This window comes from Vibrio sp. 10N.222.52.B12 (assembly GCF_002875385.1).
GTDB classification, from domain to species: domain Bacteria; phylum Pseudomonadota; class Gammaproteobacteria; order Enterobacterales; family Vibrionaceae; genus Vibrio; species Vibrio jasicida.
Genome location: NZ_MDAW01000036.1, coordinates 97,955 through 123,003, shown reverse-complemented (window position 1 = coordinate 123,003; position 25,049 = coordinate 97,955). Strand labels below are relative to the sequence as shown.

18 protein-coding genes are annotated in these 25,049 nt (G+C 45.2%); 9 read left to right on the top strand and 9 right to left on the bottom strand.

Annotation, left to right across the window (positions count from 1 at the left end):
* Nucleotides 1–2: 2 nt before the first annotated feature.
* Together BCT11_RS02565 and BCT11_RS02560 are read right to left on the bottom strand one after the other, a co-directional pair.
* A complete protein-coding gene (locus BCT11_RS02565; RefSeq protein ID WP_102386992.1) occupies nt 3–1,337 on the bottom strand; it encodes a peptidoglycan-binding protein LysM in 1,335 nt (444 codons plus the stop codon).
* 326 nt (nt 1,338–1,663) lie between these two features.
* Nucleotides 1,664–2,560, bottom strand: coding sequence for a 1-aminocyclopropane-1-carboxylate deaminase/D-cysteine desulfhydrase (locus tag BCT11_RS02560; RefSeq protein ID WP_038871923.1), 897 nt, complete (start codon nt 2,558–2,560; stop codon nt 1,664–1,666).
* 264 nt (nt 2,561–2,824) lie between these two features.
* Between BCT11_RS02560 and BCT11_RS02555 the strand changes: the two genes are divergently transcribed.
* On the top strand, nt 2,825–4,063 hold the full coding sequence (locus BCT11_RS02555) for a leucine-rich repeat-containing protein kinase family protein (RefSeq protein WP_198593899.1): 1,239 nt from the start codon (nt 2,825–2,827) through the stop codon (nt 4,061–4,063).
* Nucleotides 4,064–4,173: 110 nt separating this feature from the next.
* On the opposite strand, the gene BCT11_RS02550 is transcribed toward BCT11_RS02555, so the two are convergent.
* Both BCT11_RS02550 and BCT11_RS02545 read right to left on the bottom strand, forming a co-directional pair.
* Nucleotides 4,174–5,472: a HAMP domain-containing sensor histidine kinase gene (locus BCT11_RS02550; protein ID WP_102386990.1), complete on the bottom strand. Its 1,299-nt coding sequence runs from the start codon at nt 5,470–5,472 to the stop codon at nt 4,174–4,176.
* Nucleotides 5,469–6,146 carry a response regulator transcription factor gene (locus BCT11_RS02545; RefSeq protein WP_005389368.1) on the bottom strand — a complete coding sequence of 226 codons (678 nt, stop codon included), beginning with the start codon at nt 6,144–6,146 and terminating at the stop codon, nt 5,469–5,471. The genes BCT11_RS02550 and BCT11_RS02545 overlap by 4 nt, the downstream gene beginning before the upstream one ends.
* A 152-nt stretch (nt 6,147–6,298) precedes the next feature.
* Here BCT11_RS02545 and BCT11_RS02540 point away from each other — a divergent pair, with 152 nt between their 5' ends.
* The 8 genes from BCT11_RS02540 (at nt 6,299) to BCT11_RS02505 (ending at nt 16,102) form a co-directional block, all read left to right on the top strand.
* Entirely contained in the window at nt 6,299–7,339 is a 1,041-nt protein-coding gene (locus BCT11_RS02540; RefSeq protein ID WP_102386989.1) for a glycosyltransferase family 2 protein, read from the top strand.
* A 2-nt stretch (nt 7,340–7,341) separates the two neighbouring features.
* Nucleotides 7,342–8,748 (top strand): glycosyltransferase family 39 protein, encoded by a 1,407-nt coding sequence (locus BCT11_RS02535; protein WP_102386988.1) that lies wholly within the window; start codon nt 7,342–7,344, stop codon nt 8,746–8,748.
* Between the two features lie 4 nt (nt 8,749–8,752).
* Complete coding sequence (locus BCT11_RS02530; protein ID WP_039974954.1) at nt 8,753–9,139, top strand: GtrA family protein; 387 nt, start codon at nt 8,753–8,755, stop codon at nt 9,137–9,139.
* Nucleotides 9,140–9,528: 389 nt separating this feature from the next.
* Nucleotides 9,529–11,625, top strand: coding sequence for a methyl-accepting chemotaxis protein (locus BCT11_RS02525; protein ID WP_102386987.1), 2,097 nt, complete (start codon nt 9,529–9,531; stop codon nt 11,623–11,625).
* Nucleotides 11,626–12,179: 554 nt separating this feature from the next.
* A complete protein-coding gene (locus BCT11_RS02520) occupies nt 12,180–12,848 on the top strand; it encodes a PAS domain-containing protein (protein ID WP_039974952.1) in 669 nt (222 codons plus the stop codon).
* Between the two features lie 24 nt (nt 12,849–12,872).
* Entirely contained in the window at nt 12,873–13,256 is a 384-nt protein-coding gene (locus tag BCT11_RS02515) for a RidA family protein (protein WP_010447452.1), read from the top strand.
* A 40-nt stretch (nt 13,257–13,296) separates the two neighbouring features.
* Nucleotides 13,297–14,703: a cation:dicarboxylase symporter family transporter gene (locus tag BCT11_RS02510; protein WP_038880547.1), complete on the top strand. Its 1,407-nt coding sequence runs from the start codon at nt 13,297–13,299 to the stop codon at nt 14,701–14,703.
* A 76-nt stretch (nt 14,704–14,779) separates the two neighbouring features.
* Nucleotides 14,780–16,102, top strand: coding sequence for a CoA-disulfide reductase (locus BCT11_RS02505; RefSeq protein ID WP_102386986.1), 1,323 nt, complete (start codon nt 14,780–14,782; stop codon nt 16,100–16,102).
* 115 nt (nt 16,103–16,217) lie between these two features.
* On the opposite strand, the gene BCT11_RS02500 is transcribed toward BCT11_RS02505, so the two are convergent.
* The 5 genes from BCT11_RS02500 to BCT11_RS02480 all read right to left on the bottom strand — a co-directional run bounded on the left by BCT11_RS02500 (nt 16,218) and on the right by BCT11_RS02480 (nt 24,728).
* On the bottom strand, nt 16,218–16,631 hold the full coding sequence (locus tag BCT11_RS02500) for a hypothetical protein (RefSeq protein ID WP_102386985.1): 414 nt from the start codon (nt 16,629–16,631) through the stop codon (nt 16,218–16,220).
* A gap of 119 nt (nt 16,632–16,750) precedes the next feature.
* On the bottom strand, nt 16,751–17,704 hold the full coding sequence (locus BCT11_RS02495; protein ID WP_102386984.1) for a hypothetical protein: 954 nt from the start codon (nt 17,702–17,704) through the stop codon (nt 16,751–16,753).
* 3 nt (nt 17,705–17,707) lie between these two features.
* A complete protein-coding gene (locus BCT11_RS02490) occupies nt 17,708–21,217 on the bottom strand; it encodes a T6SS effector BTH_I2691 family protein (RefSeq protein ID WP_102386983.1) in 3,510 nt (1,169 codons plus the stop codon).
* 380 nt (nt 21,218–21,597) lie between these two features.
* Nucleotides 21,598–22,080, bottom strand: coding sequence for a hypothetical protein (locus BCT11_RS02485; RefSeq protein WP_038880541.1), 483 nt, complete (start codon nt 22,078–22,080; stop codon nt 21,598–21,600).
* A 308-nt stretch (nt 22,081–22,388) separates the two neighbouring features.
* Nucleotides 22,389–24,728, bottom strand: a complete 2,340-nt coding sequence (locus tag BCT11_RS02480) for a YgiQ family radical SAM protein (RefSeq protein ID WP_102386982.1) — start codon at nt 24,726–24,728, stop codon at nt 22,389–22,391.
* Between the last annotated feature and the right edge of the window lie 321 nt (nt 24,729–25,049).

Genomic DNA, 25,049 nt, shown 5'->3' with positions numbered 1-25,049 from the left:
CGTTAAGCCTTTGATACACTGGTTATATGCGTCAGTTGTATGTCGTCTTCAATAAAAGAAACGGCCACACGTAACAACCGATTTTCCACCTTCTGTACATTCAACACAGGTGTATTCTGTGACAAGTTGGAATGGTTAAAGATATTGATGACGGTTGATGGTTGGTTTGCACCGCAATACTCTCCCCATACATCTCGCTTTGAATATTTTCCCCAAATATCCCCAAGCGGATAGGCATGCCCGACGATGAAGTCGTTCTGTGGGCAACTTTGGTCAGAATTGCCCGTTGCTTGAGCCGGCTGCGTAATGTTGACCGTTAGCACATCGCCAACTTTTAATGAAATAGGATCACTTTCAAACGTCGGATTGAGTTTGAGCAGCGCTTTTGCTGACAAACCGTAGAGAGGAGCAATGTCTGTCCACCATTCTTGTTTTCCGTCGTCTTTTGTTCTCACCTTATGATTTTTTATGTGGACGGGTTTAATGTCCGATTCAGTGGCTGCTTTGGTTCGTGGCAGCAAAGGCTGCTTCCCCACAGCTTTAAGTGCAGCAATATCGATTAAAGTGGCGTGTTGATCGAGCCAAGTTTGGTTGATTTCTGCAAGCGCGTCATTGGTAAGTTTTTCGCGACGATAGAAAATATGTTGCGCCGCTGCCTTCTTACCTTCAATAGCGACAGGGGCGAGTATCATGTTAAACGTTTTTGGGCTAATGAGCTCATCTGTCATGCCGTTGGCCGTAGAAGCCGTCACTTGCCAAGAGAATTTATCATTCCCTAGGATCGCCATTTCATACATTAGCTTCCCGTCATGGAAATAATAGTAATAACCTTGCGCTGCCCATCCTAATAACCCCTTGGTTTCTACCGCTGGAATAAATGGTAAGAACTCAGCATTAATATATTCACTACCAACTGGCTTGGGGGTGATTTTAAATTTTTGATTCAGGCCGATGTCTTGAAAAAGTTCATGTAAAAGGGTTTTGTCTTCGGCTTCGAAACACTCGGCAGATAACACCGTGCAGAGTGATGGTTGATTTTGCTCCAATTTGCTCCAGCGTTTTATCAACGGTTCATTTTGTGTTTTCGCTAAAGAAAAAACACCAGACTGCAGGGTATTTAAGTCATCTTTGGGAGCATGAATTTTTATTCGACATTCGAATCCAGCCTCGGCTTGAGATTGACTGTTGCTAACAACCGCACCGTAGCTTGCTTGAGTCGCGTTCTTTGACGTTGATGAGTAGTTTGTGCGTGAGCGGTTACTTGACGAAGACGTTACTGGGTCGATAAGTGGCGCGTAGCCAGCTCCCCTCACACGTGTTGATGTTGGACGCTTCATTAATATCGCCTCTTGAATTTAATTGGTGATAGCTTAGCGGCAAATAAAAGAACGCACTATAGACAAAACAACCAATTCCTTTTGCTTACTTACTAAATCTATAGTCAGAACGAAAGTCACGCAGGGTAAGGTATTTAATGATAATAATGTTTTTTAAAGCGAGGAGGTGATGCAATAAATATTATTAATGCGAAGGGAGGGTAGATATATTTAAGGTTTATTTTAGCAAAGCGTGAAGCGCTAATTATTGGTTATTATTGACGAAAGCTTAATAACCAATAACTGTTAATCACTCACGCTGCGGCTTATTAGAAGTACTAACAAGCTTATTCAAACTCTCTTTGGTATCTCGGCAGCATGGATTCATTGCCAAGCAACCCGCCTTGATGGATGTATATGAGCGTTTTGTCTTCGTTTTCTGCTAACCACGGCTGCAAACATTGCCACATGTAAGGATCATAAAGCAGGTCAAACTCGAGGTTGGTATGGTCGTACAAGGCATTCCAGGTTTCGTAGTCGCTTTGGTATAAACGGCCAAAATGGTGTTTATTGCGCACCGAAAGTATGGTTGGGTGGTTTTCAGTTTCCAGTGTATTGAATTGCTCAGTAAGGTAGTCGGCATCCCCTACGCAAGCACAGGTAAGGACTTCGATTCCATGTGGCTTGAGGTGTTTACTCAGGTATAACGCGGTGGTTCCTGTTCCCGATGGCAACGCTACGGCAAACTGTTTTTTGCCTTCAAGGCGTGTCCAATCAAGCAGTTCACGCGCCAGTTGTTTTACCCCGGCTTCGGCAATCGTCGCTTTTCCGCCTTCTGGGACAACCAAGGTTGTGTCGTCCAACCCACGTACTTGCTCGATATACTCGGTTGGATGCAAAGTGGACTCGATGTCCTGCATCGCCGTGATATTCATACCTAAATCGAGCGCGCCTCGATAGTTGCCGATAGGGGAGTCTTTAAGCCAAGACGGAATATGTTGAACGTAGAACTCGAAGTTCCAGCCTTTGATTTGCGCCAGAGCGGCAAGGGAATACATCGCGTTGGATTGAGCTGAACCGTAACTGATGAGTGTTTTGATTTGGCTATTTTGCGCTTCCATCAGCGCCATAAACTTACGTGCTTTGTTGCCCGAAAAGTGAGAATGAAGCATGTCATCACGTTTAAGAAAAAAGGTGTGACCGTAAAAGTTATGTTGAGTTATCGGGCTTTCAGAGAGTTTCATGCTACTGCTGACGTGTCCAACCACGCGACCTGCCGTTCAAAAGGGCGCGTAGTGTAACGCCATTAAATCCAGATCAAAAGTCTGTGTTTGAGCGGTAGCCGGATTCGACTTCTTGTTAAAGTGGCAACCTTTCTTCACGCCCCGTTTCAGTTAATGTCCTTTTTTGAGTGTTTTTTCTTTGTGACATTCTTAACGTTCCTCGCCTTTCAAGGTTAAGACACGTAAACTACGCCGCTTATTTCAACTCAATCAGAAGGCTTGGTTTTGCAAACTCTAGAACAATTAAAAACAGGACAATTAGTAGGAACGAAACAACTGAAGTTGGCGGAAGGGCTAACTGAGTTTCCTATGGAAATTTTAGAGCTTGCAGAAACGCTTGAAGTGTTAGATTTATCTGGTAACGCACTGTCAGATTTGCCACCAGAACTGGAACAGTTGACCAAGCTAAAAATCATCTTTGCTTCTAATAACCAGTTCACCCATTTGCCTGAAGTATTAGGCAAGTTGCCAAACCTAGAAATGGTTGGCTTTAAAACCAACAAGATCAACGTGGTGAGTGAATCCTCACTGCCAACTCAGTTACGTTGGCTTATTCTGACCGATAACGAGATTGAAGTTCTCCCCAACAGTCTGGGTGAAAGACCGCGCCTAAGAAAGCTTGCACTGGCGGGCAATCGCATCAAGCAACTGCCAAATAGCATGGAAAACTTGGTTAATTTGGAATTGATTCGTCTCTCTGCGAACCAGCTAGAGCAGTTCCCTGATGTGTTGATGAAGCTGCCTAAGTTGGCGTGGTTTGCTTTTGCAGGTAACCCATTCTGCAAACACCCATCGTCGCTAGACAGTGTGCCGAAAGTGACCACAAACAGTTACTCGCTTAACCATGTTCTCGGGCAAGGCGCGAGTGGCGTGATTTCTCATGCTAACTGGACTGACGTTCAATACGACTTCCCGAATGAAGTCGCGGTAAAAGTGTTTAAGGGCGAAGTGACTAGTGATGGTTACCCACATGATGAACTTGAAGCATGCTTGCAAGCAGGGCATCACAACAACTTGGTGAAATCCATCGCACAAGTCGATGATGGCGATGAACTGGCGTTGGTGATGGAGCTGATCCCAAACAGTTACTACAACTTAGGTTTGCCGCCAACGTTGGAAACCTGCACCCGAGATACATTCCCACAAGGGTTTACACTGACAGTCGAGCAAGTCAATTCTATTGTGGAGCAGATGGTGGACGTATTTAATCACCTGCACGACAACAAGGTGTGCCATGGTGACTTGTATGCGCACAATACTTTGGTGAATGAGCAAGGTGAGATGATCTTCGGCGACTTTGGCGCGGCGAGCATTTACGGTTACTTATCAGACGAGCAGCAAGCCGCAATCAGAGCCATTGAATCTAGAGCGTTGAAGTATTTTATCGAAGATGTGTTTTCTGTGTGTGAAGCGTCGGAATCGGCATCACAGGCATTCAATCGACTCGCTGCGCTTGCGGCATAAGACTTTATTTAACCGCGAAAGGTCGACAGACGATAGAAAGAGGTATCGAATTGCTCGTTTTAATACTGAGCCAATGAGATACCTCTTAATTGAATCAAGTGCTGAGGAAGTTACTCCGAGCAAGTCTCTTGATGCTCTGACGCAAGATCAATCATTGCCTCACATCCACCCTCTGGATGTGTACCAATCTTAAATTGCCAGCCATAACGCTGGCATAAATCATCCACAATCATCAAACCCAATCCGTGCCCATCAGAATGTGGAATGGTCGAAAAGCCTTCGCCTTCATCACGTACCGAGATGGTGTTTTCCCCCATGCTGATATGAATTGATCCCGATGGTGTCGCGGCGATGCCGTTGCGAATCAGGTTGCCAAGAATAATGGTCAACACAGCATTGGTCGCGCGCGTTTTTGGGTTTCCGTCGATCTGTACATCAAAGCTGAGTGCTTTCTCATCCGCCTGAGCTTGGCTTTGAAAGATGATTTGTTTCAGCTCTTCTTCGGTGATGCTACGCACCGGTGAATCGTCTGCATTGCGTTCATAACGCACTAAGCCGAGTAGGGCATCCACCATGGTCGACATTTGCTGCGTCGCATCCTGAATTCGGTTCACTTGGCGGGTTTGGAAATCCGTGTTCGCACTTCTCGCCAGTAAGCTGCTTGAGCCTTTCATTACGGTTAATGGTGTGCGCAGTTCATGGCTCGCGTATCGTGCAAATGCTTGTTCGCGCGTGATGACCTGATTAATTTTATGACGGTATTCATTCAACTCATCGGCAAGGGCTTGGAACTCTTTGGCTGAGCTGTCTGGAACATTGAACGTTTGTGAAGGGTCACCTTGATGTTGGTCTAGCTGGTTTTTCAGGGTGTTGACTGGTTCAATCAAACGTTGCGACAGACGGAGCAATAAACTGCCAAACAAGAAAATCAAAACCGCAACGATAGAAAGCACCATGGCGACGACCATAATGAATTCTTCAGAGGTAATTTCGATTTCATCGATTAAGGAAATCAGAATGATGGGGTGTTCGACACCTTTGTAAGTGTACGTGCTCATGTAGATCATTCTGGAGCTTGGCTCGTCACCCACTTCGTCTAAAAATCGGCTTTTTCCAATCAGGTATTGTTGGAACTGTTCTGGTATGAGCTGGATGTCATTGTATGCGGTAGTGAGAAAGTCGAGTTTAATCACGCCTTGCTCAGGGTGAGACTGAAAGTGCTCGATGGCTTCTTTTTTATCGATCATGATACGGCGTTCACCGACACGATCCTCAGACCAAAGCAGTGCGCCTGTAATCAGAAGAAAACAAAAAATGCCAATCACGACCGACACCAAAGAGAAAAACAGAGCGAGTCGCCCTGTCATACTTTGTGTGCTTTGCGTGCTAGCAAGTAAGCGATTGATCATGCGCCTGTCTCCAAGCGGAAGCCAACTTTCGGCACGGTGATCAGCACATGTTGTTCAAATGGCTTATCAAGTTGGTTACGCAGTTGGTAAATGTGGCTGCGCAGAACGTCGTTGTTCGGCTCGTTCTCTTGCCAAAGTTGGAAGGCGATTTCTTCGCGTGTCACTACGTCTGGCGCGCTTTTCACAAGCATTTCCAGAATGGTGTAAGTGGTTGGGTTTAGCGCCAGCAGTTTATCTTGGCGGTAAGCTTTACGTGTTTTTTGGTCGATAGATACTTCACCGTATTCCAACTTACTCGATGCGACAGTGCCACGGTAACGGCGGATCAGCGCCATCATACGCGCTTCAAGAATATCCAGGTCGAAAGGTTTGGTCAGGTAGTCATCGGCGCCGTGTTGGAAGCCTTTGAGCATATCGTCACGGCTATCAAGTGCGGTCAGCATAAGTACCGGTGTGTTGTTGCCAGCATCGCGAAGTTTATTACACATGGTCAGGCCATCCATGCGTGGCAACATGAGATCGAGCAAGATGATGTCGAAGGTGTTTTCCATCGCCAGTTTCAGGCCGAGCTCGCCGTTGTCTGCATAATCGAGTTCCATACCTGCACACTCGAAATAATCGAACAACATGCCTGCGATTTCTCGATTATCTTCGACTAAAAGTACGCGTTTCATGTATTTCTCTCCAAGTGGGCGGGTTTTCGAAAATAAGACTTCGTCTTAACCGAACATTATTCACTAAGAACGTGAAAAAGATGTCAACAACATCTCTTTCACATTGATGTTTGTAGACTGGATTCATTCATCGGATTTAGTGGAAGAGTAGCATGTCAACCTTCAACATTCACGCTGCAGCCTTTTCAAAGGTGAGCCAAAACACTGAGCCTAAAACAGTTTTGTCTGTTGTGGTGCCATTCTTTAACGAGCAAGAAGTCTTGCCTGAATTTCATCGTCGTTTAGCCGCCGTTTTGGATGAAATGCCAGAACGCTGCGAAATCGTTTATGTCGACGACGGTAGCAAAGATGACAGCCTAATGATCGCGCAAAGCTTTTCTCAATCTTCTAGCAACGTTCGTTGTATTGCATTAAGCCGTAACTTCGGCAAAGAGTCCGCCATGAGTGCGGGTTTGGAACACTGCCAAGGTGAAGCGGTGATCGTGATTGATGCCGACTTGCAAGATCCGCCGGAGCTGATTCCGCAAATGGTATCAAAATGGCGTGAAGGGTATGACGTAGTGAACATGCAGCGCAGTGAACGCCACGGTGAAACTTGGTTCAAACGCTTCTCGGCCGCTTGTTTTTACAAAGTGCTTAACAGCATGGCGAAATTGGATGTGCCTGAGAACGTGGGCGATTTCCGTTTATTGAGCGCAAAAGTGGTTAAACACATCAATGCGCTGCCAGAGCGTAACCGATACATGAAAGGCATTTTTTCTTGGCCTGGTTTCAAGCAAGTGACGGTGCAGTTTGAGCGTGATGCTCGTTTCTGCGGCGAAACCAAGTGGAACTACCTCAAGCTGATTGGCCTTGCAATGGACGGCATTACCTCGTTTTCCATTCGCCCTTTGCGCTTAGCGACACTTGCTGGTGTCTTAGTGGCGGTCAGTGCTTTTATTTATGGTGCATTCATTGTGATGAAAACCGTTGTGTTTGGTGAGCCTGTCACTGGCTACCCATCCATGATGGTCGTCCAACTTGCATTGGGTGGTGTGCAATTGCTGTCGATTGGCCTTTTAGGCGAATACATTGGCCGCATTTTTGTCGAGACCAAGCAACGTCCTCTTTATCTTGTTCAGTCTGTTTATGAGCAGCCTGCAAAACATCAATCCATCCAAACCATGAAGTTTAAACTGGGAGAAACCGCGTAATCATGAGTATTAATAAAACCCATCTGTGGTTGTTGTTGGCGTTTGCTCTTTTACTCCGTCTTATTTCACTTGCCGCTTACCCTTTGATGGACACCACAGAAGCCCGCTACGGCGAAATGGCGCGCTTAATGGTGGAAACCGGCAATTGGCTTACCCCACAGTTTGATTACGGCGTGCCTTTTTGGGGGAAACCACCCTTATTCACGTGGATGAGCGCTTACGGCATTGAGTTGTTTGGATTGAATGAATTTGCAGTGCGCGCGCCTCATTGGTTAGCGGGTGTTGCGACGATTGTTTTTATTGCTTTCATGGCGTATCGCGCGGGCTTTAATGCAGTCATCGCAGCGTTGGTATTAGCGACGTGTGGCATCTTTTCAATTGCGGCGGGCGCAGTGATGACCGACATGGCACTGACGTTGGCAATGACCATGGCGATGGTCGGCTTTTACTATTGTTGGCTCGGCAAAGACAAACACAGCCGATTGTGGGGTTACCTCGGTTTCTTTGGTTTGGCTTGTGGGTTGTTGGCAAAAGGTCCCGTAGCGATAGTGATCATGGGCATCGCAGTATTTCCTTGGCTTGTGATTCAGCATGGTTTCTTTGGCGCTTTTAAAGCCTTGTGGCAGCGGTTTCCTATCGTATCGGGTTTGGCGCTTATGCTGGCGGTTGCTCTGCCTTGGTACATCATGGCAGAAATGGCAACGCCGGGCTTTATTGATTACTTTATTGTTGGTGAGCACTTTAAGCGTTTTGTTGTCAGCGGTTGGGAAGGGGACCTGTATGGCTCTGCTCATGATCAACCACGTGGGATGATCTGGGTATTCTGGCTGCAGTCGGCTGCGCCTTGGTCAATTGTATTGCCTATCTTGGCGTGGAAACGTCGTAAGGTACTCAAAGCCATTGAGACTGATCATCAAGGCCTATTTAGCTTCCTGATGTGTTGGCTGATTTCCCCAATGATCTTGTTCACCATGGCTGGGAATATTTTGCCTGCTTACGTACTACCGGGTGTGCCTGCGTTGGGTATCTTAATTGCGATGCTGGTGGATAAACACGATTTTAAATGGTTGACCGGAACGGCGGCGGTGTTACCAGCCCTGCTGATGATTGCGATGTTGGTTTTGAATATGGGCAAAGCAGACAGCCGCAGCGACCGCATCATCTTCGCGCAAATTAATGACAACGCTCCGGTCTTTTATGTTGGTAAGCGCCCGTTCTCAGGCCAGTTCTATAGTCATGGTCAGGCGAAAAAACTTGAAGATAAGAGTGACTTAAACGACCTGAAGAAATTCCACCTGATTGGTAAATCGCAGCAAGTGGATAGCATGATTCATGAAAATGCGTTGAGTTGTACCAACGAGTTCACAGCAAAATCGAAACGCTCACTCTACACCTGTGTGATTGGGTAACGGAATGCACAAATTAATCAGGTTTGCTCTGGTTGGTGGTGTCGGCTTTATAGTCGACACCCTTATCTTTTCGCTGTTGTTCCATTGGTTTGGTCTGGAGCTGATGCTGGCTCGTGGGATAGCATTTTTGTTTGCGGCAACCACGACTTGGCTTGGCAATCGCTGGCTGACTTTCTCTCAAGCAGAAAAAACCGATCCGTTTGCTCAATGGCAAAAGTTTATGGTGAGTGCTTGTATTAGTGCAGTGCCGAACTTTGCGGCTTTCAAAGGTTTGACGCTTATGTTTGGGACTCAAAACTATATGGTGTACGTCGCGTTGGTTTTCGGAATATTGGTAGGCATGATGAGTAACTACTTACTCAGTACAAAATGGGTATTTAGCGAACATTGATCCTAGCTTATTTGCTTTAATACTGAATAACTGCATTAAAAACAGGGAGATGAAGAAAATTAAACGTGACTCAAGTCACGGTTTGGCTAATCTAATACTCAGTATAGGAGAGTGAATAGCTATGGGTACTTTCGTATAAGATTCATCTTGAATGTTGATTTTAAATTCTATAAATACAATGACTTAATGAACGATTCTCTAGGTTTTATTTATTGTGGGGCTCATGCACTTAAAATATAAAACTGGCCTCATACGTAATCCTGTTAATAAGTTTGATCTTTCCATTCTCTTTCCATTCATATCTTGACGTCTTCTGTTCACCTCTGTTGTTTAAAATCCATGAAATTTCAGAAAATAATGCCAATCTATCATCAGTTACAGAGGTGACTATGTTTAACAGTATACGTACGCGAATCGCAGTCAGTGCGGGCGGTGCCATGGCCTTCACCTTATTGATTGCAATGGGTATGACAACCAACGCATTTACTGACGTGAGCATGCAAGTGAACGAGAAAGTAAAAGCGCAATTGACGGATGCGACTAGCACCGATTTGCAAAATACCGCGATTCAGCAGGGGTTGGATATTGCGAACCAACTTGATCCTGTATTGGCAAACTTAAAACAAGTACGTTCGATCATTGAGTTGAGCGCAGAAACCAACGCAAGCGCAGACCTTATTGTTAAACAGTTTACTGCCGCGCTAGAAGCACAGAATAAAGCCGTATTTGCGGGCTACATGGTTTGGCAAGACAAAACGTGGCCAGAACAAGTGACGTTTAATCCAGAAGAGGGTTTTAACAGCCAAGGCTATCTGGCGCCTTTCTTCTCGCCAAATGATCAAAATAGCTTTGATGCAGTGGCGATGGAGAGCTTTAGCAACACGGAGTTAAACAGCAGCGGTGAACGTAAAGACGATTGGCATTTAATGCCTTATGAAACGGGCAAAACATTTGTCATGGAGCCGTACTTTTATCCTGTACGTGGTCAGCAAGAGCTGATCACAACGATCAGTCAACCAATCAAACAAGATGGCAAAATCATCGGCTCTCTTGGGTTTGATCTGTCTCTTTATGAGCTACAAAGCCAGAGCGAGCAATCTGCACGTAACTTGTTTGATGGCAAAGGTAAAATCCTCATCACATCATGGAAGGGCATCACCCTAGCGAACAGCCGCGCTGCTGATATGGTCGGTAAGAAGGTCTCTTCTGAACTGGCCTCTGAATGGTCTAACATCCAATCTATTGCAAAACGTCAAGGCGCTGGTCTTGTGACCTTTGGCGGTGATGAATATGCGATTACTTCTATCGATACGAGTGACGCTCCATGGGTAGTCATGGTGTCGGTTCCCAGTAGCCACCTTGCAAGAAGCGTCGATGACTACGCGCAATGGAGTGATGAACAGAATTCAAAAGCGCTTGAAAAAGGTGTGTGGGCGGGGATCATCGCTGCTCTTCTAGGCATTGCCTCGATGGCTTTGATCGCGAACTCTCTGGGTAAAGTGCTAAACAATCTGGTTGAGCGTTTTAAAGATGCCGCGCAAGGTGAAGGTGACTTAACTTACCGTATCGAAGTGAAAGGTAAAGATGAAACTGCGCAATTGGCACATTGGTTCAATACTTTCCTATCGCGTATGCAGGAGATGCTGCTGACCGTGATGGTGACTGCTGATCAAGTCGATAAGAATGCGACCGAAGGTCAAACGCGCGCTGCGGCTTCTCGCGATCAATTGAATACGCAAGTGAATGAGGTGAACTCATTAGCGACGGCCATCAATGAAATGAGTGCAACCGCGCAAGAAGTGGCGAACTCTGCGGTCCAAGCGGCAGCGGCGGCGAGCCAAGTACAAAGCAACAGTCTAAATGGTATGACTCGCATGGACAATGCTGCGAGTGCGGTAGATAGCTTGGCAATGCAAGTCAACGATGCGCAGCAACAAACACAAAACCTAGTGGATTCCAGCACGGCGATTCAAGGTATTTTGAGTGAGATTGGTGGCATTGCAGAGCAAACCAATCTGCTGGCTCTGAACGCGGCTATTGAAGCTGCACGTGCAGGTGAAGCGGGTCGAGGCTTTGCGGTGGTTGCCGATGAGGTTCGTAACCTTGCAAATCGTACTCAAGGATCAACTGAAGAGATTCGGACGATGCTGGCCCGTCTAGAACAAGAAACTCAATCAATTGTGGTCTTGATGGAGCAAAGCCAAAAGCAAGCTAATGATACTAAAGGTGAAACACAAGCTGCCCACTTAGCGCTGTCTGAAATCAACCAAGCGATTGAAGTCATCAATGATATGAACAACCAAATCGCCTCGGCAGCAGAAGAGCAGAGCTCAGTATCAGAAGAGATTAACCGCAATGTAGTGATCATCAACGACACGGCGGTAGAGGTGATGGATACGATGACCTCTTCAGTAGAAATCAGTAACGAGTTGACGGTAAAAGCGAGCGATCTTCACGGTGAGCTGAGTAAGTTCAAGCTGTCTTAATTCGTCTTTCCTCATTTTTCATACAAAGCCGAGCAGGTAAATCTGCTCGGTTTTTTTGTTCTGTACTTCCATCTTTTCACTTCGATAACCGCTTTTTCTCGGTATTTTCTTCAACGTTTGCGTCTTTTTAAAATTCACGTCGTCTTATCAGCATGGACTAAGGTTGGAGAGGGCTGTTATTGATGTTTTATTCATTCACAACCATTGTTTTGTATCGTAAATGAATGGCATTTTATAAATATTATCGCCTTTTAAATTTGTTATTACCGTACGCGATTTTTACTGACTTTAAGAACTTGTTCTAGATCATTAAAGTGTTCAAAAATGCAATCTTTGATTTTAAATATTTAAACTTTGATGAGGTTTAAGAAATTAAACCCAATTCATATGTTTTTGGTGATCTTGTTCAACTATTGTGCGTGATTTCGATCAATTCTTCGGTTTTTGGCGGTGTTTTAGACGCATTTTTTAGGTTTACAGAAGTTTACCCTGTATTGCTCAACTAACTCGAAAGGAGTACTTTTTAGTCATTGAGTTCAAAAATGTAAACCGAGATGATGAGTGTAAAGCAAGTTCGATTCACCGACGAAGACAGAGAATGTTTAAGCAATTATTTTCGTTTAGCAGACACGATTGCCGATTTAATCGGGCCGTACTGCGAAGTGGTCATTCATTCATTTGAAAGCTTAGAAAATTCAGTCGTGAAAATCGTCAATGGTCATCATACTGGCCGCGAAATCGGCTCGCCTATCACGGATTTGGGTCTACGTATGTGGAGCACATTCGAGAAAACCGGAGAGGTCTCGCCAAAGAGTTACTTCACTAATGCTGCGGATGGTTCGTTACTGAAATCGACCACATGCATTTTGGCGGGCCCTGAGCAAAAGCCGATTGGCATGCTTTGCATCAATATGAACTTATCCTTCCCATTCCCAGAAATCGTTAAAACGCTTATGCCGCAGTGCAATGTGTCTCAAACCTTGGTCAGTGAGACGTTTAGCAAAAATGCTAATGAGGTCATTCAAAAAGCCTTGAGCGCCGCGATCACAGAGGTGGAGCAAGACGAGACGATTTCTTGCAAAGGCCGTAACAAAGCCATCATTCGTTGTCTGTTTGATAACGGCGTATTTGAGCTAAAAGAGACGACCACACAAGTATCAGAGCAGCTTGGGATCAGCCGTCAGGCGGTTTACAAGTTTATCCGTGAATTTAAATCAGAATAAAATTAATAACTTAGGAGTTACATCGTGAAACAGATCATTGCCACTGAACAAGCACCAGCAGCTATCGGCCCTTACTCACAAGGTACGGCTTATGGCGACATGGTTTACACATCAGGTCAACTACCACTGGTTCCAGAAACCATGCAGTTTGTTGAAGGCGGCATCAAAGAGCAGGCACGTCAGTCTCTTGAGAATTTAAAAGCGGTTCTAGAAGCAAGCGGTGCAGGCCTAGACACAGTATTGAAGACGACATGCTTCCTATCAGACATGGAAAACTTCGCCGCATTTAACGAAGTGTACACAGAGGTATTTGGTACAGAAAACGCACCAGCTCGCTCTTGCGTTGAAGCAGCAAGACTACCAAAAGACGCATTGGTTGAAGTTGAAGCCATTGCATACAAAAAGTAACCGATTTTCGGACATAAATGGGTATCAATAGGAGATTCTCATGAGCGTTTCATTTATTGGATTGAGCATCCTGTTCTTTGGGTTCTATGCATTACTTGCGAACTTCAAAAAACAAAAGAAAAGCTTTAACTTCCGCGTACTGAGTGCGCTTGCTGCTGGTCTGCTATTCGGCGGAGCGATTCAGCTTGTATTCGGTGTGGGCAACGTGGCAACCGCAGGCTTTGCTGAACTGATTTCCGTGTTCGGTAAAGGCTACATCAAGCTTCTACAAATGATTGTAATCCCGCTGGTATTTGTGGCGATGATCTCTTCAATCATGAACGTAGAAGGCGGTGGTGCACTATCGCGTATCGCACCAAAAATCATCGGTATTCTACTTTTCACTTGTGCAATCTCAGCAGCCGTTGGTATCGCAAGTATTTACCTATTCGGTATCGATGCAAACGCACTAGTCAGTACAATCGGTACGAATGGTGCGATTGAAGCTCGTGGTGATGCATTAGTAGCAACGCAAGATGCGATGGCGAACAGCGGTTTGTCTGGTATGGCGCTATCTATCATTCCAGCTAACATTTTCGACATGCTAACGGGTTCTGAGCGTACTTCAACACTATCAACAGTATTGTTCGGTATGTTCCTTGGTTACTGTATCCTGCAAGTGAAAAACCGTAAGCCTGAGAAAGTGCAAAACTTCGTTGATTTCATCAACTCTGCAAAAGAAGTAGTACTTTCAATGGTACGTGAGATTCTGAAGCTGACGCCTTACGGTGTATTTGCTCTGATGACCACGTTCATGATGACAAACGATTTGTTCGCACTAGCAGAAATGGGTCGCTTCCTACTAGCAAGCTACGTGGCAATCGGTGTAATGTTCGCTATCCACTTCGTGATGGTGTCTATGTTCGGTCTGTCTCCGGCGAAGTTCATGAAGAAAATCTGGCCAGTGCTTGTATTTGGCTTCGGTTCTCGCTCAAGCATGGCGGCAATCCCACTAAACGTTGAAACTCAAACTCAACGTCTAGGTGTGGACGAAGAAACAGCAAACATGTCAGCAACGTTCGGTACCAGTATCGGTCAGAACGGCTGTGCAGGTATCTACCCAGCAATGCTCGCTATCATGGCAGCTCAAGTAATGGGTATGCCAGTTGACCTAGGCTTCATCCTACAACTGATTGCTGTCATCGCGATTGCTTCATTCGGTATCGCAGGTGTTGGTGGCGGTGCAACGTTCGCAGCAGTAGCGGTACTGACTATCATGGGTCTAGACATTACGGTTGTGGCGATTCTGGTTTCTATCGAAGCGCTTATCGACATGGCTCGTACCGCGCTTAACATCTCTGGCTCAATGTTGTCAGGTGTACTAACCGCGAAGAAGAATGGCTCACTAAACACTGAGCAATACAATGCTGACGTTACTGCAACAGTAACAAAAGAAGCAGCTGTGTAATTTCCAAACTTAATAAAGAGCACCCAACGCGGGTGCTCTCCGTTTTTCCTGAGTTCAGGTTATTTAGGTAATAAATATGAAAGTTGTTGTCGTAGGCGGTAGCGCTGCAGGTATGAGTTTCGCAGCGAAATACAAACGTAATCAGCCATCAGATGAAGTGATTGTGCTGGATAAGCGCGATTACATCTCGTTCGGTGCGTGTGGTTTACCTTATTTTGCTGGTGGCATGTTTGATGACACTGAGCGCATGATTTCTCGTACGCCAGAGCAAGCGATTAAATCTGGCTTGGACGTGCGTATTGAAACCGAAATGGTGGCACTAGACCGCCCTGAAAAGCAGATTAAAGTTCGTCACCAAGAGGAAGAAAGCACCATCGATTACGATATGTTGGTGATTGCCACGGGCGCACGTCCAATCGTGCCATCGTTCGGTGAGTTCAACCCAGAGCACGTATACACGCTAACCAGCATGGAAGATGGCTTGGCAGTCAAAGAAGCGCTTAAGGACAACAACAAACAACGCATTTGCGTGATCGGCGGTGGTTTTATCGGCCTAGAGGTGTTCGATGCAGCACACCTACTAGGCAAGCACGTCACCCTCATTGAGCGTGAACAACACGTTATGAGCCGTCAGTTCAGCCCTGAAATGATTGAGGTGGTAGAAAGCGCGATTCGTGAATCTGGCGCTGAGCTTAAAACCGGTTGCAGCGTATCAGCCATTCGCGACGCAGAGCAGGGCGGTTACATCGTAGAAACCGACAACGGCAATGTTGAAGCAGACGTTGTGATCATGTCACTTGGCTTCAAACCAAACACAGAAGCGTTCGAGTTACCAAAAGCCGCGAACGGTGCACTACTAGTAGACGAGTTTGGCGCAACAGAAGATGCACACATTTACGCTGTTGGCGACTGTGCCGTGGTTCACCATATGGCGCTAGGCAAATCAGTGTATGTTCCACTGGCAACCACAGCGAACAAGCAAGCGCGCATGATGGCCGACAAACTTGCAGGCAAAGACACTTACATGAGTGGTTTCTTGGGCTCGTCTTGCTTGAAAGTGTTGGATTACGAGCTGGCATGCACAGGCGTATCGGAACTTCTAGCTAAAGAACACGGTTTGGAAGTGAAGGTATCAACCATTTCAGATAAGAACCAAACTGATTACTACCCAGGGCAAGAAGACATTAAAGTGAAGCTGGTTTACCACCCTGAAACCAATGTACTGCTTGGTGGCGAAATCGTTGGCAAGAAGGGCGCAGTGGGCCGAATCAACGCACTCGCTGTTGCTATCACTGCGAAGATGACCACACAGCAACTAGGCTACATGGACTTCTGCTACGCACCACCATTCGCACGTACATGGGATGCACTGAACGTTGCAGGCAACGTAGCGAAATAATATAGCTATCCACGTAAATCAAACAAAAAAAAGGGCTCCAGAGTTATCTCAGGAGCCTTTTTTAATGCTTGTTGTGAGCTACGAAGCAGATTTTTGCGCGTATCGATTTATCAACTTATTTAGAAACTTCGATGCAAAGGGATTCTTCTCTAGCAAACTTAGTTGCGAAGAATGGTAGGTAACCTTCGGGGGAACGAGAGCACTCTTTTAGACCCGCATTTTCATAGCGTGCCTGATAAATCGAAGGGGTTATTAGAGTCAATACGATAGCAACAGTAAGAGAACCTAAGATCAAATATTGTAAGCCGTTTCCATATACTTCATCCCAGCGTTTCTTTTTAAATGCAAAAAACAAAGCACTGATTAATCCTCCAAGTAATACGAAGCCAAATGGAATCATCGCTAAGTCAAACCTTGAGTAAACCGCAACGTCTCCAATTTGGGAAGTTAGCGCTGAGATTTTTTGATATCCAAAGTAAAAACAGAAGCTCGTTAAGCCAGCAAGGAGCAATAAACCACTTAAATACATAAATTGACTAACCAGAAGTTTAGGCTTGGTTTGTGTACCTTATGTTTTTGCATTCTCAAAAACATAAGGTACGGGGGCAGGTTGATACCTGGAGCCCTTCTTTTAGTGCTTGTTGTGAACTATGAAGCGGGAGTGGCTTGCTGTTCACCAGCCGCTTTTAAGCGTTCGATTTCAGATTCCGTTTGCCACTTGCCGTTGTAAAGGTATTCACGCTCAGGGAGCGGGGCATTTGACGCCCTTAAATCAAATACCTCATCGGTTTGATATTCTCTACTACAAACTGGAATACTAAAGAGCCTTGACTCTGGCTTCGATTCAAACAGCTTTTTGTGGTCATCTACCTCTGTACAATCCAGCTTGTAGACCTTTGACAGTTGCGCGACCATGGATTCTAAATCCGCTTCAGTTTTAAAGAAAACATAACAATCTGATCTATCTTGTGAGCGAAAGATAGTCTTATGAGCAGTATCTCGATATCTGCATATGTCCTGCTTAAAATAGAATTGGATCACTTTCCTTTTCTTGTTGTAGTCCGCAAAAAGCCAATCTTCTCGTTCGCCTACTCTCACTTCTGTTGCTTCATCAGGCTGTCGTTTAAGCATACCAAATGAAACCAATATAAACCCACCAGCTCCGGCAAGAACCATGGGGCCAGCAACCCCAACCATCACGACACAAACTATTGCTCCAATCCAGCCCATGGCTTGAGTCGCAGAGTTGACCCAATTCGGTAAATCACGTCGCTTTTTTATAACCAATCCGCGATCGGACAAGGTGTAATCATAACGATTGTCCAAACCAAATGTCAGATAAGATACACCAGACATGATTATCGTCAGACCCGATAAAATATAAGTTAAGATCATGTCACTGTTATCATGTAGGAAATAGGTAAGGAAAAATAATGGACTGACAGCGGCTATAGCAATCGATAGGTATAAGTATCGAAAAGGCTCTTCAATATCGTGCTTGTGCCAGGTTGTGAGATCTTTCCCCTTTAGAATTTGTTGCTCTTGTTCTTCTTGATAAGCCGAAAGCTCGTCTGGCGTGATGTAAAAAGGTAAATAAGCCAAGGGTTACTCCTGTAAGCTAAGTTCACTAGCATCTGAAGTTAATGAACTTCTGATCGTTGCTTGTTTAGTATTGTCTGAAATCGCCGTATAAGTTGCACGCTGTTTTGCATTATTTTGGAACCAGTACTTACGGCTTAATTCGTTTTTATCATCAAGGATGTATTCAATCTCAAATGCTAGATAGTTAGCTGAGCCTTTCATTGGTAGAGTCAATTTATAGACGCTTTGAGAATCTGAGGAATCCGTTGAACTATTCAACGTTTCTAGGTCTACTCCTGTGTACCAAGCTCCCGACATCAGTCCCCCCTCTGTTACAGAAGTATTTGTCCGAAGTTTTATGCCATCTCTTGCATTATTAGTGGGAACTTGGATATGTAGCTCAATACCAAACAGTTCTTGTTTTGCTGCTGGATATTGTGTTGTTGAATTCGGAACGGTACGCATCATTGGTATTTGGCAGATTAAAGGTTTATCCATTATGGTTTTTAACTCAAAAAGGGCCTCTTGTACTAAAGAAGAGTTATGCTTTTCTCTCTCTACCAAGCTTGAGGATTTACTCCAACGTGCTTTATCTGGGTGATAGCCCCAAGGAAGTTTATCTAACCATTTTTGATAATCGTCTTGTTTAAGTTTACTCATGATATGATTACTAAGAAGGTAAACCGCAGTGAGGCCCATAATGACAAACATTATTGGTCCTCCAAAGAGAATGTTTGCCGACCATATGCCTGTTATTCCGCCTATAGCTTGAAATCCACCAATAAGTGTCAATCCAACTAAAGATGCAAAGTTGAAGTATTCCACAACTCTCGCGTTGCCGTACAAGCCGTCAATTTTCTTCCATGAGCGATAGGCCTCTATCCCTGAAGCAAGAGCCCCAATAACTCCGGTTACAGCTAGCCATTTATTGAATACCTTTAAGTCATCAATAATCAGGTTTTCAAAGCCTTTTGTATTTCGAGCTACTAACTTTTTGAGAGTTTTCAGTGAGTGTTTTCTGAGTTCGTCACTCCCTTTAACCTTATCCCATAACTTCCCTGTACGAATACCCGTCCAAGCATTGGCTGCATAAAATAGCTTTTGCTGAATATCCAAGAATTCATCTGAGGACATTAACCCTGTGTCTTGAATACTACTCATGGCATCACCAAGCGCGATGCAGTTAAATACTAATGCCATAAAGCCTAGACCACCGGCATTCTCGAACAGTTTATTCAAATCATCGAGCTTATTCATAGCGATCCGAGTTCTAAGCTCGACGGTTCTTTGCGGTAGATCATCGGGTAATTCAATACGCTGTGGGTACTCCAATGTAGCCACAGCGAGTGCCTTCTTAATTCTCTTTTTATTTTTTAAAGCTGTTGTGTATTTAGAGTCGGCTTTGCGGTTGTTTTTCTGGAAGTCAGCAATGACCGCATCGTTTTTCTTGAGCTCACTTGGGTAATCATTTACGCGTGTTTTCCATTTTTTAAAATCGCGAGCGTAGCTTTCATTTACAGTAACAGGCATATTGTGTGCCATATGCTCTGCTATAACAGCAAACAAATAATAGCTATGGCGGTTCAGAGGTTTAGCAAAAACAGGCATCAGCATAATCGATGCTTGTGAACTCATGCTAACGCCAAACTCTAAAACTCCTTTTGCAAGCGCACCTATTGCAGATTTAAAGATAATGTCCAGCTCTTGGAAACCTTTGGCGATATCTTTGAGAAAGTCCGTTTCCGCAGTGTTTGGGTTGGAAACAAAGTCCATGATTTTAGAGTACATGCCCATACGGTTGCTGGTAGCAGAGATCTGGTCCATCAGCTGATTATCAGCATCAGAATTTTCTGAGGCGATCGACTGTTCATTCTGCGCCTCAGTAATATTCTTCTCTATTACTTTAAATAAGCTTCGGCTAAACCCAGAGGCATAGAGAGCAAGTAAACTGGTTGGTTTATCCCATTGGCTTTCAGCCCATTGGCGGTCTTCTTCCTGCACCACCAAAGTAAATGACTCAACGGCTTGTTTATGGAGTTGATACAAGCTGTATTGTGTGTCTTCACTGTATAGGTCGAAGGTTCTTTCGAGATGATGCGGTGTCAAAGATTCCATTACAGCAATAAAGTCCCTTTTTACCGAGACAACTTGGGCTAGCATGGTTTCTTTTTGTTCTGACAGCTCTTGCATCTCGCTCAGCATTTGCTTCCAGTTGAGCTGCTTACGCCAGCGTTCAGTCGCTATCCATTGTTCGTATTTACCAAATCGGTTTGCTGAAATGCCATATTTTCTCTGTATGGCCTCTGCTATTTCTGAAGTGGATTTTTGGTAATCATCGATAGCTTGCTGGGAAAATGAAGATGGCATTCCTTTGATGATAGCTGCTTGAGATTCACTGGTAAGGTCAACCATTGTTGAGTTGTCATAGTAATCCGCCATGTCCATATAGAATTCAAGCTCTTGGTTTTTGCGCTTTACTCCTGCGGGCATGTCTATATTGTCGCTTGCTCCGAACATACACAACTGCATGGCGGTCTGCATCAAGTTCCACTGGTTTGAAAACTGGTCAGTGAAAAGGCGGTAGGGACTTGCAGCACCAACAAAATGCAGCGACATGTCTTGAATGTCTGCGGCGTAATCTTTTATCGCGACGAAGTAGCCCGATTCTTCTTCTGGAATTGAAGAGGTTAAATCACTCTCGGCTGCGACAGGTTTAAAGGTAGAACCATCTTCATCAGCTTTGGTAGCGATGCCAGAATCTGCAAAGCGCCCATCATCGACGGCGGAAGATTCAATATCAGCCACTTGAGTTAACTTATCTATGGGTGCTATGTTGGGCTGATTCTCGTTTGCAGACAGAACAACAGTCTGCATGCGATCGATATGATTACTCGGATTGTTAAGGACGCGCATGAACATGTTCCATGTCCAACGGTGTTCAGAGTAACAAATCGACAGCACACTCCCGTCTTCGTAGGTAAGGAAAGGTTTTGCACCTTCTGGCGTCCCACGCTGTTCGGATTCTGGGCTTTCCGACTCTCCCAGCTTGTAGAGCGTGAATTGCGTTCCTTTGATTTCGTATTCGTCTAGGCTTTTGTTGATTGCATCATAGACATACAACCAACCATCACGAAGCTGACGCAGGGTGTAGCCAACGGTATTGAGTTTAGCTGGGCCTTGGCCTCTCCATTCTTCAGGCAAACCAAAAGGTTGTGTTTCTTCTGTTTCTAGCTGATCGATGGCGTAGCGAACAGGGATGAAATGTGCCGGTAAAGCCTCTGTTGGTTCTTTCTCGGTTTTTAAATTGAGAGGTTCTGGTTCAGACGGCGGTGGCGGATCGATTTTCTTGGTTTCTCCCTCCCAAAACATGCTGCGCTCTGGAGGCGAGCCAGCCATATCATCGGATGCGTTGGTTGGAACGGTATTCAGAGATTTCAACGTGCCATCGCTTTCAAATGCTTGAACAGCCTCTTCGTGGGTATAGCTGTTGTCGTGCCAAAACATCGAAGTTTTCGGGGGAAGTGGATTACTCATCGTCGGCCTATGTTTAAGAGTTTTACTCCATTAGGCAAATATCGCACCAAAATAAAACGACTAAAAATCAGTGGTTTAATTCTTTCCAGATTCTGCTTTAACCAAAAAATTGTTTGTTTTTCCAATAAGTTGGTTGGCGCATACCATTTTTTGTATCGATAGGGCTTAAGTTTGAGTTAGGGCTTAATTGTGAGTTGTTATCGGGACAGTTAGAGGTGTGTACAAAACAAAAAGGCTCCGGAGTTACCTCTGGGGCCTCACTAGTATCGGTTTCTAGGATGATTTTGGGGGAAGCTGATAGCTTTAAAAGGGAATATGAAGTTTAGATCATCAGTTTTATTACCATCGATTACTGTAGGGGAGCTTAGCCCCAAAATCGCTTAGTAGTTTCTGGTCATGAGACCAAGAATCGAAGCGCTATTCTCACCAAAATGCAAAGTGACGGACTTCGTTTCTCCTTGAGCGAATTTATCATCCTGCTCAATCGAAGAAGGAGATAAGTACACTTGGCCACCAAAGTACGCTTTGATTTGAGATGTTTTGAGCTTAATACCACCGCCTGAGTTGTTGGTGATAACGGCTTGAATCATACGCTTGCCAGAAGGGCTGCTGAATATGTCGTAGCTCTCTATCGAGAAGTAACTGTAAGAAGGCATATCTTTACTGTGTTTGGGTTCCGGCACAAAGGTTGAACCAGAAACCGATCTCACGAATTGCATGGTGTCTTGCGATTGAGAGAGGCTATCTTGGATATCGCCAATTTTGTTTTTAATGTTATCAATGTCATCTTTGCTTTCCGCATTCGCACTCGAGGCGAAGGCACACAACAGCATTAAGGTGGTTACATAGTTCTTGTTTGACATACTTAGACTTCCTGTTTTAATTATGCGAAACACAGTAAAATTGATTTAGATCAATTATGTCAATGTTGCGTCAATTCAGTAATTTATATTCCTGCGCTCATGTACATGACTAGATATCACGTGCTGGCTTACCTTAATCCGATTATAGAAAGGGATACTCGGATGCTCTAGAAAGGCGGTTCTCTGAGGGGGTAGTTTTTAGTGTGAAGTTCTTAATGGCATCGCAGTGATAGTCACAAACGAAAGACAAAACAAAAGGGCTCCAGAGTTACCTCTGAAGCCCTTTTTTCTATTCAAGCTCTATTGAATTAACGGCGCTTAGGTTTGCGTTGACCTGCTGGTTTGCCTTGTCCTTGAGGACGACCTTGACCTTGTGAACCTGCACCGTTTGAGCGGCTTTGGTTGTTGCTACCAGGACGTGATCCCGTATTAGGACGCTGACCGTTTTGACCACCTTGCGCTTTACCTGAACCGTTGCGGTTGCCAGATGGCTTGCCGTCTCGAGAGCCGCCTTCAGAGCGTTTATTCAAGTGACCACCGAAACCCGGTTGGTTCTTGGTGTGTTTGGTCGCAAAACGGTTTGCACCGTGACGACCAGACTTACGACGCTGTGCTGGAGTTTGCGCATCAATGTCTTCTGCTGGAACCAAACAGTTCGGTTTATCACCAATCAGGTGTTTTTTACCCATGTTGATCAGCGCTTCGCGGATCATTGGCCAGTTCGCTGGATCGTGGTAGCGAAGTAGGGCTTTGTGTAGGCGACGCTGACGTTCACCTTTCGCCACTGGTACATCTTCACGTTGTTTGTACTTCACGCGTTTCAGAGGGTTTGTCTCTGAGTAGTACATCGACGTTGCGTTACACATTGGCGATGGATAGAAGTTCTGTACTTGGTCACATTCGAAGTTGTTCTTCTTAAGCCATAGTGCCAAGTTCAGCATGTCTTCGTCTTCTGTACCTGGGTGTGCTGAGATGAAGTAAGGGATTAGGTATTGTTTTTTACCTGCTTCCGCGCTGTACTTCTCAAACATCTCTTTAAAGCGGTCATAAGTACCCATGCCCGGCTTCATCATCAGATCCAGTGGACCTTTTTCTGTATGCTCAGGTGCAATCTTTAAGTAACCGCCGACGTGGTGCGTCACAAGCTCTTTCACGTACTCTGGTGATTCAATCGCGAGGTCGTAACGTACGCCAGATGCGATCATAACTTTCTTCACACCTTCCACTTTACGCGCCGCACGGTAAAGATCGATGGTGTGTTTGTGGTCGGTATTCAGTTTGTTACAGATACCCGGGAACACACAAGAAGGGCGACGACAGTTTGCTTCTGCTTTTGGATCGCTACAGCCAAGACGGTACATGTTTGCCGTTGGACCACCTAAATCAGAAATGGTACCGGTAAAGCCAGGCACTTTGTCGCGGATTTCTTCTAACTCGTTGATGATGGACTCTTGTGAACGGTTTTGGATGATACGGCCTTCGTGCTCGGTAATCGAACAGAAAGAACAGCCACCAAAACAGCCACGCATGATGTTAACCGAAGTTTTGATCATGTCGTAAGCAGGGATCTTTGCCTTGCCATACATAGGATGAGGAACACGCGCGTACGATAGGCCGAATACGTAATCCATTTCCTCTGTAGTCAAAGGGATTGGCGCTTGGTTCACCCAAAGCTCACGGTCACCATGACGTTGCAATAGAGCACGACCCGAGTATGGGTTGGTTTCTAAGTGCAGCACACGGCTTGCATGCGCATAAAGAATGCGGTCGTTGTGCAGTTTTTCGAAGGCTGGTAGGCGCACTGCTGTGTTCGCTGCATCATGACGTGATGGGCGAATAGTGATTGGCTGTGCAACAGGCTCTTCTTTTTTGGTATCGCACTGAGTTTCCACTTCGTAAGGGTTCTTTGGTACGAACGCTTCTTTACGAGGTTTCTCAATACGAGAAGAATCAATAACGGTGTAACCTTCTGGTTCGGCTGGCAGGTTAACCGCAGTACCGCGAATGTTGGTCATGGTCGAGATGTCTTCGCCATCAGCAAGACGGTGCGCGACTTCTACTAGGGCACGCTCAGCGTTACCAAAAAGAAGAATGTCTGCTTTTGCATCGAACAGAACAGAGCGACGAACTTTGTCTGACCAATAATCGTAGTGAGCAACACGACGCAAGCTGGCTTCGATACCACCAAGAACAATAGGTGTGCCTTTGTAGGCTTCACGACAACGCTGTGAGTACACCAAGGTTGCACGATCTGGACGCTTGCCGCCTTCATTGTTTGGAGTATAAGCATCATCGTGACGAAGCTTTTTGTCCGCCGTGTAACGGTTGATCATGGAGTCCATGTTACCCGCAGTGATCCCGAAGAACAGATTTGGCTTACCAAGCTGCATGAAAGCGTCTTTGTTGTTCCATTCTGGTTGAGCAATGATACCGACACGGAATCCTTGTGCTTCCAACAGACGACCAATGATTGCCATACCAAAGCTTGGGTGGTCCACGTACGCGTCACCCGTGACAATGATAATGTCACAACTATCCCATCCTAGGGCATCCATTTCTTTGCGGCTGGTCGGCAAGAAAGGTGCCGTACCAAAACACTCAGCCCAGTATTTTTTGTACTCATGAATAGGAGTAATGTCGTTGGTCATATTTTGCTCTCTGTTCCAGGGAGCGCGAATTATAGCGATTTGATGATCAGGTATCTATACCCAAGTGATTATATAAAGCTTAGTTCGACTAGATTTATTTGGAGATGAAAATCACTCTCAATTCCATCGCTGACTTTTACGCCATTATGTCCTTCAATCCCTTGTGGTTATTGGGTTTTTTAACCTTGTAAAAATTAGCAATAAGCAATGGTGTGCTTATCGAATTCTGTTCCTATAATTGTATTAGTGCATACTAAAATGCACGCGCTTGTTGACTGAAACGCGCCGTAAACATCGTTGATGTTTCAAATGGTATTGACC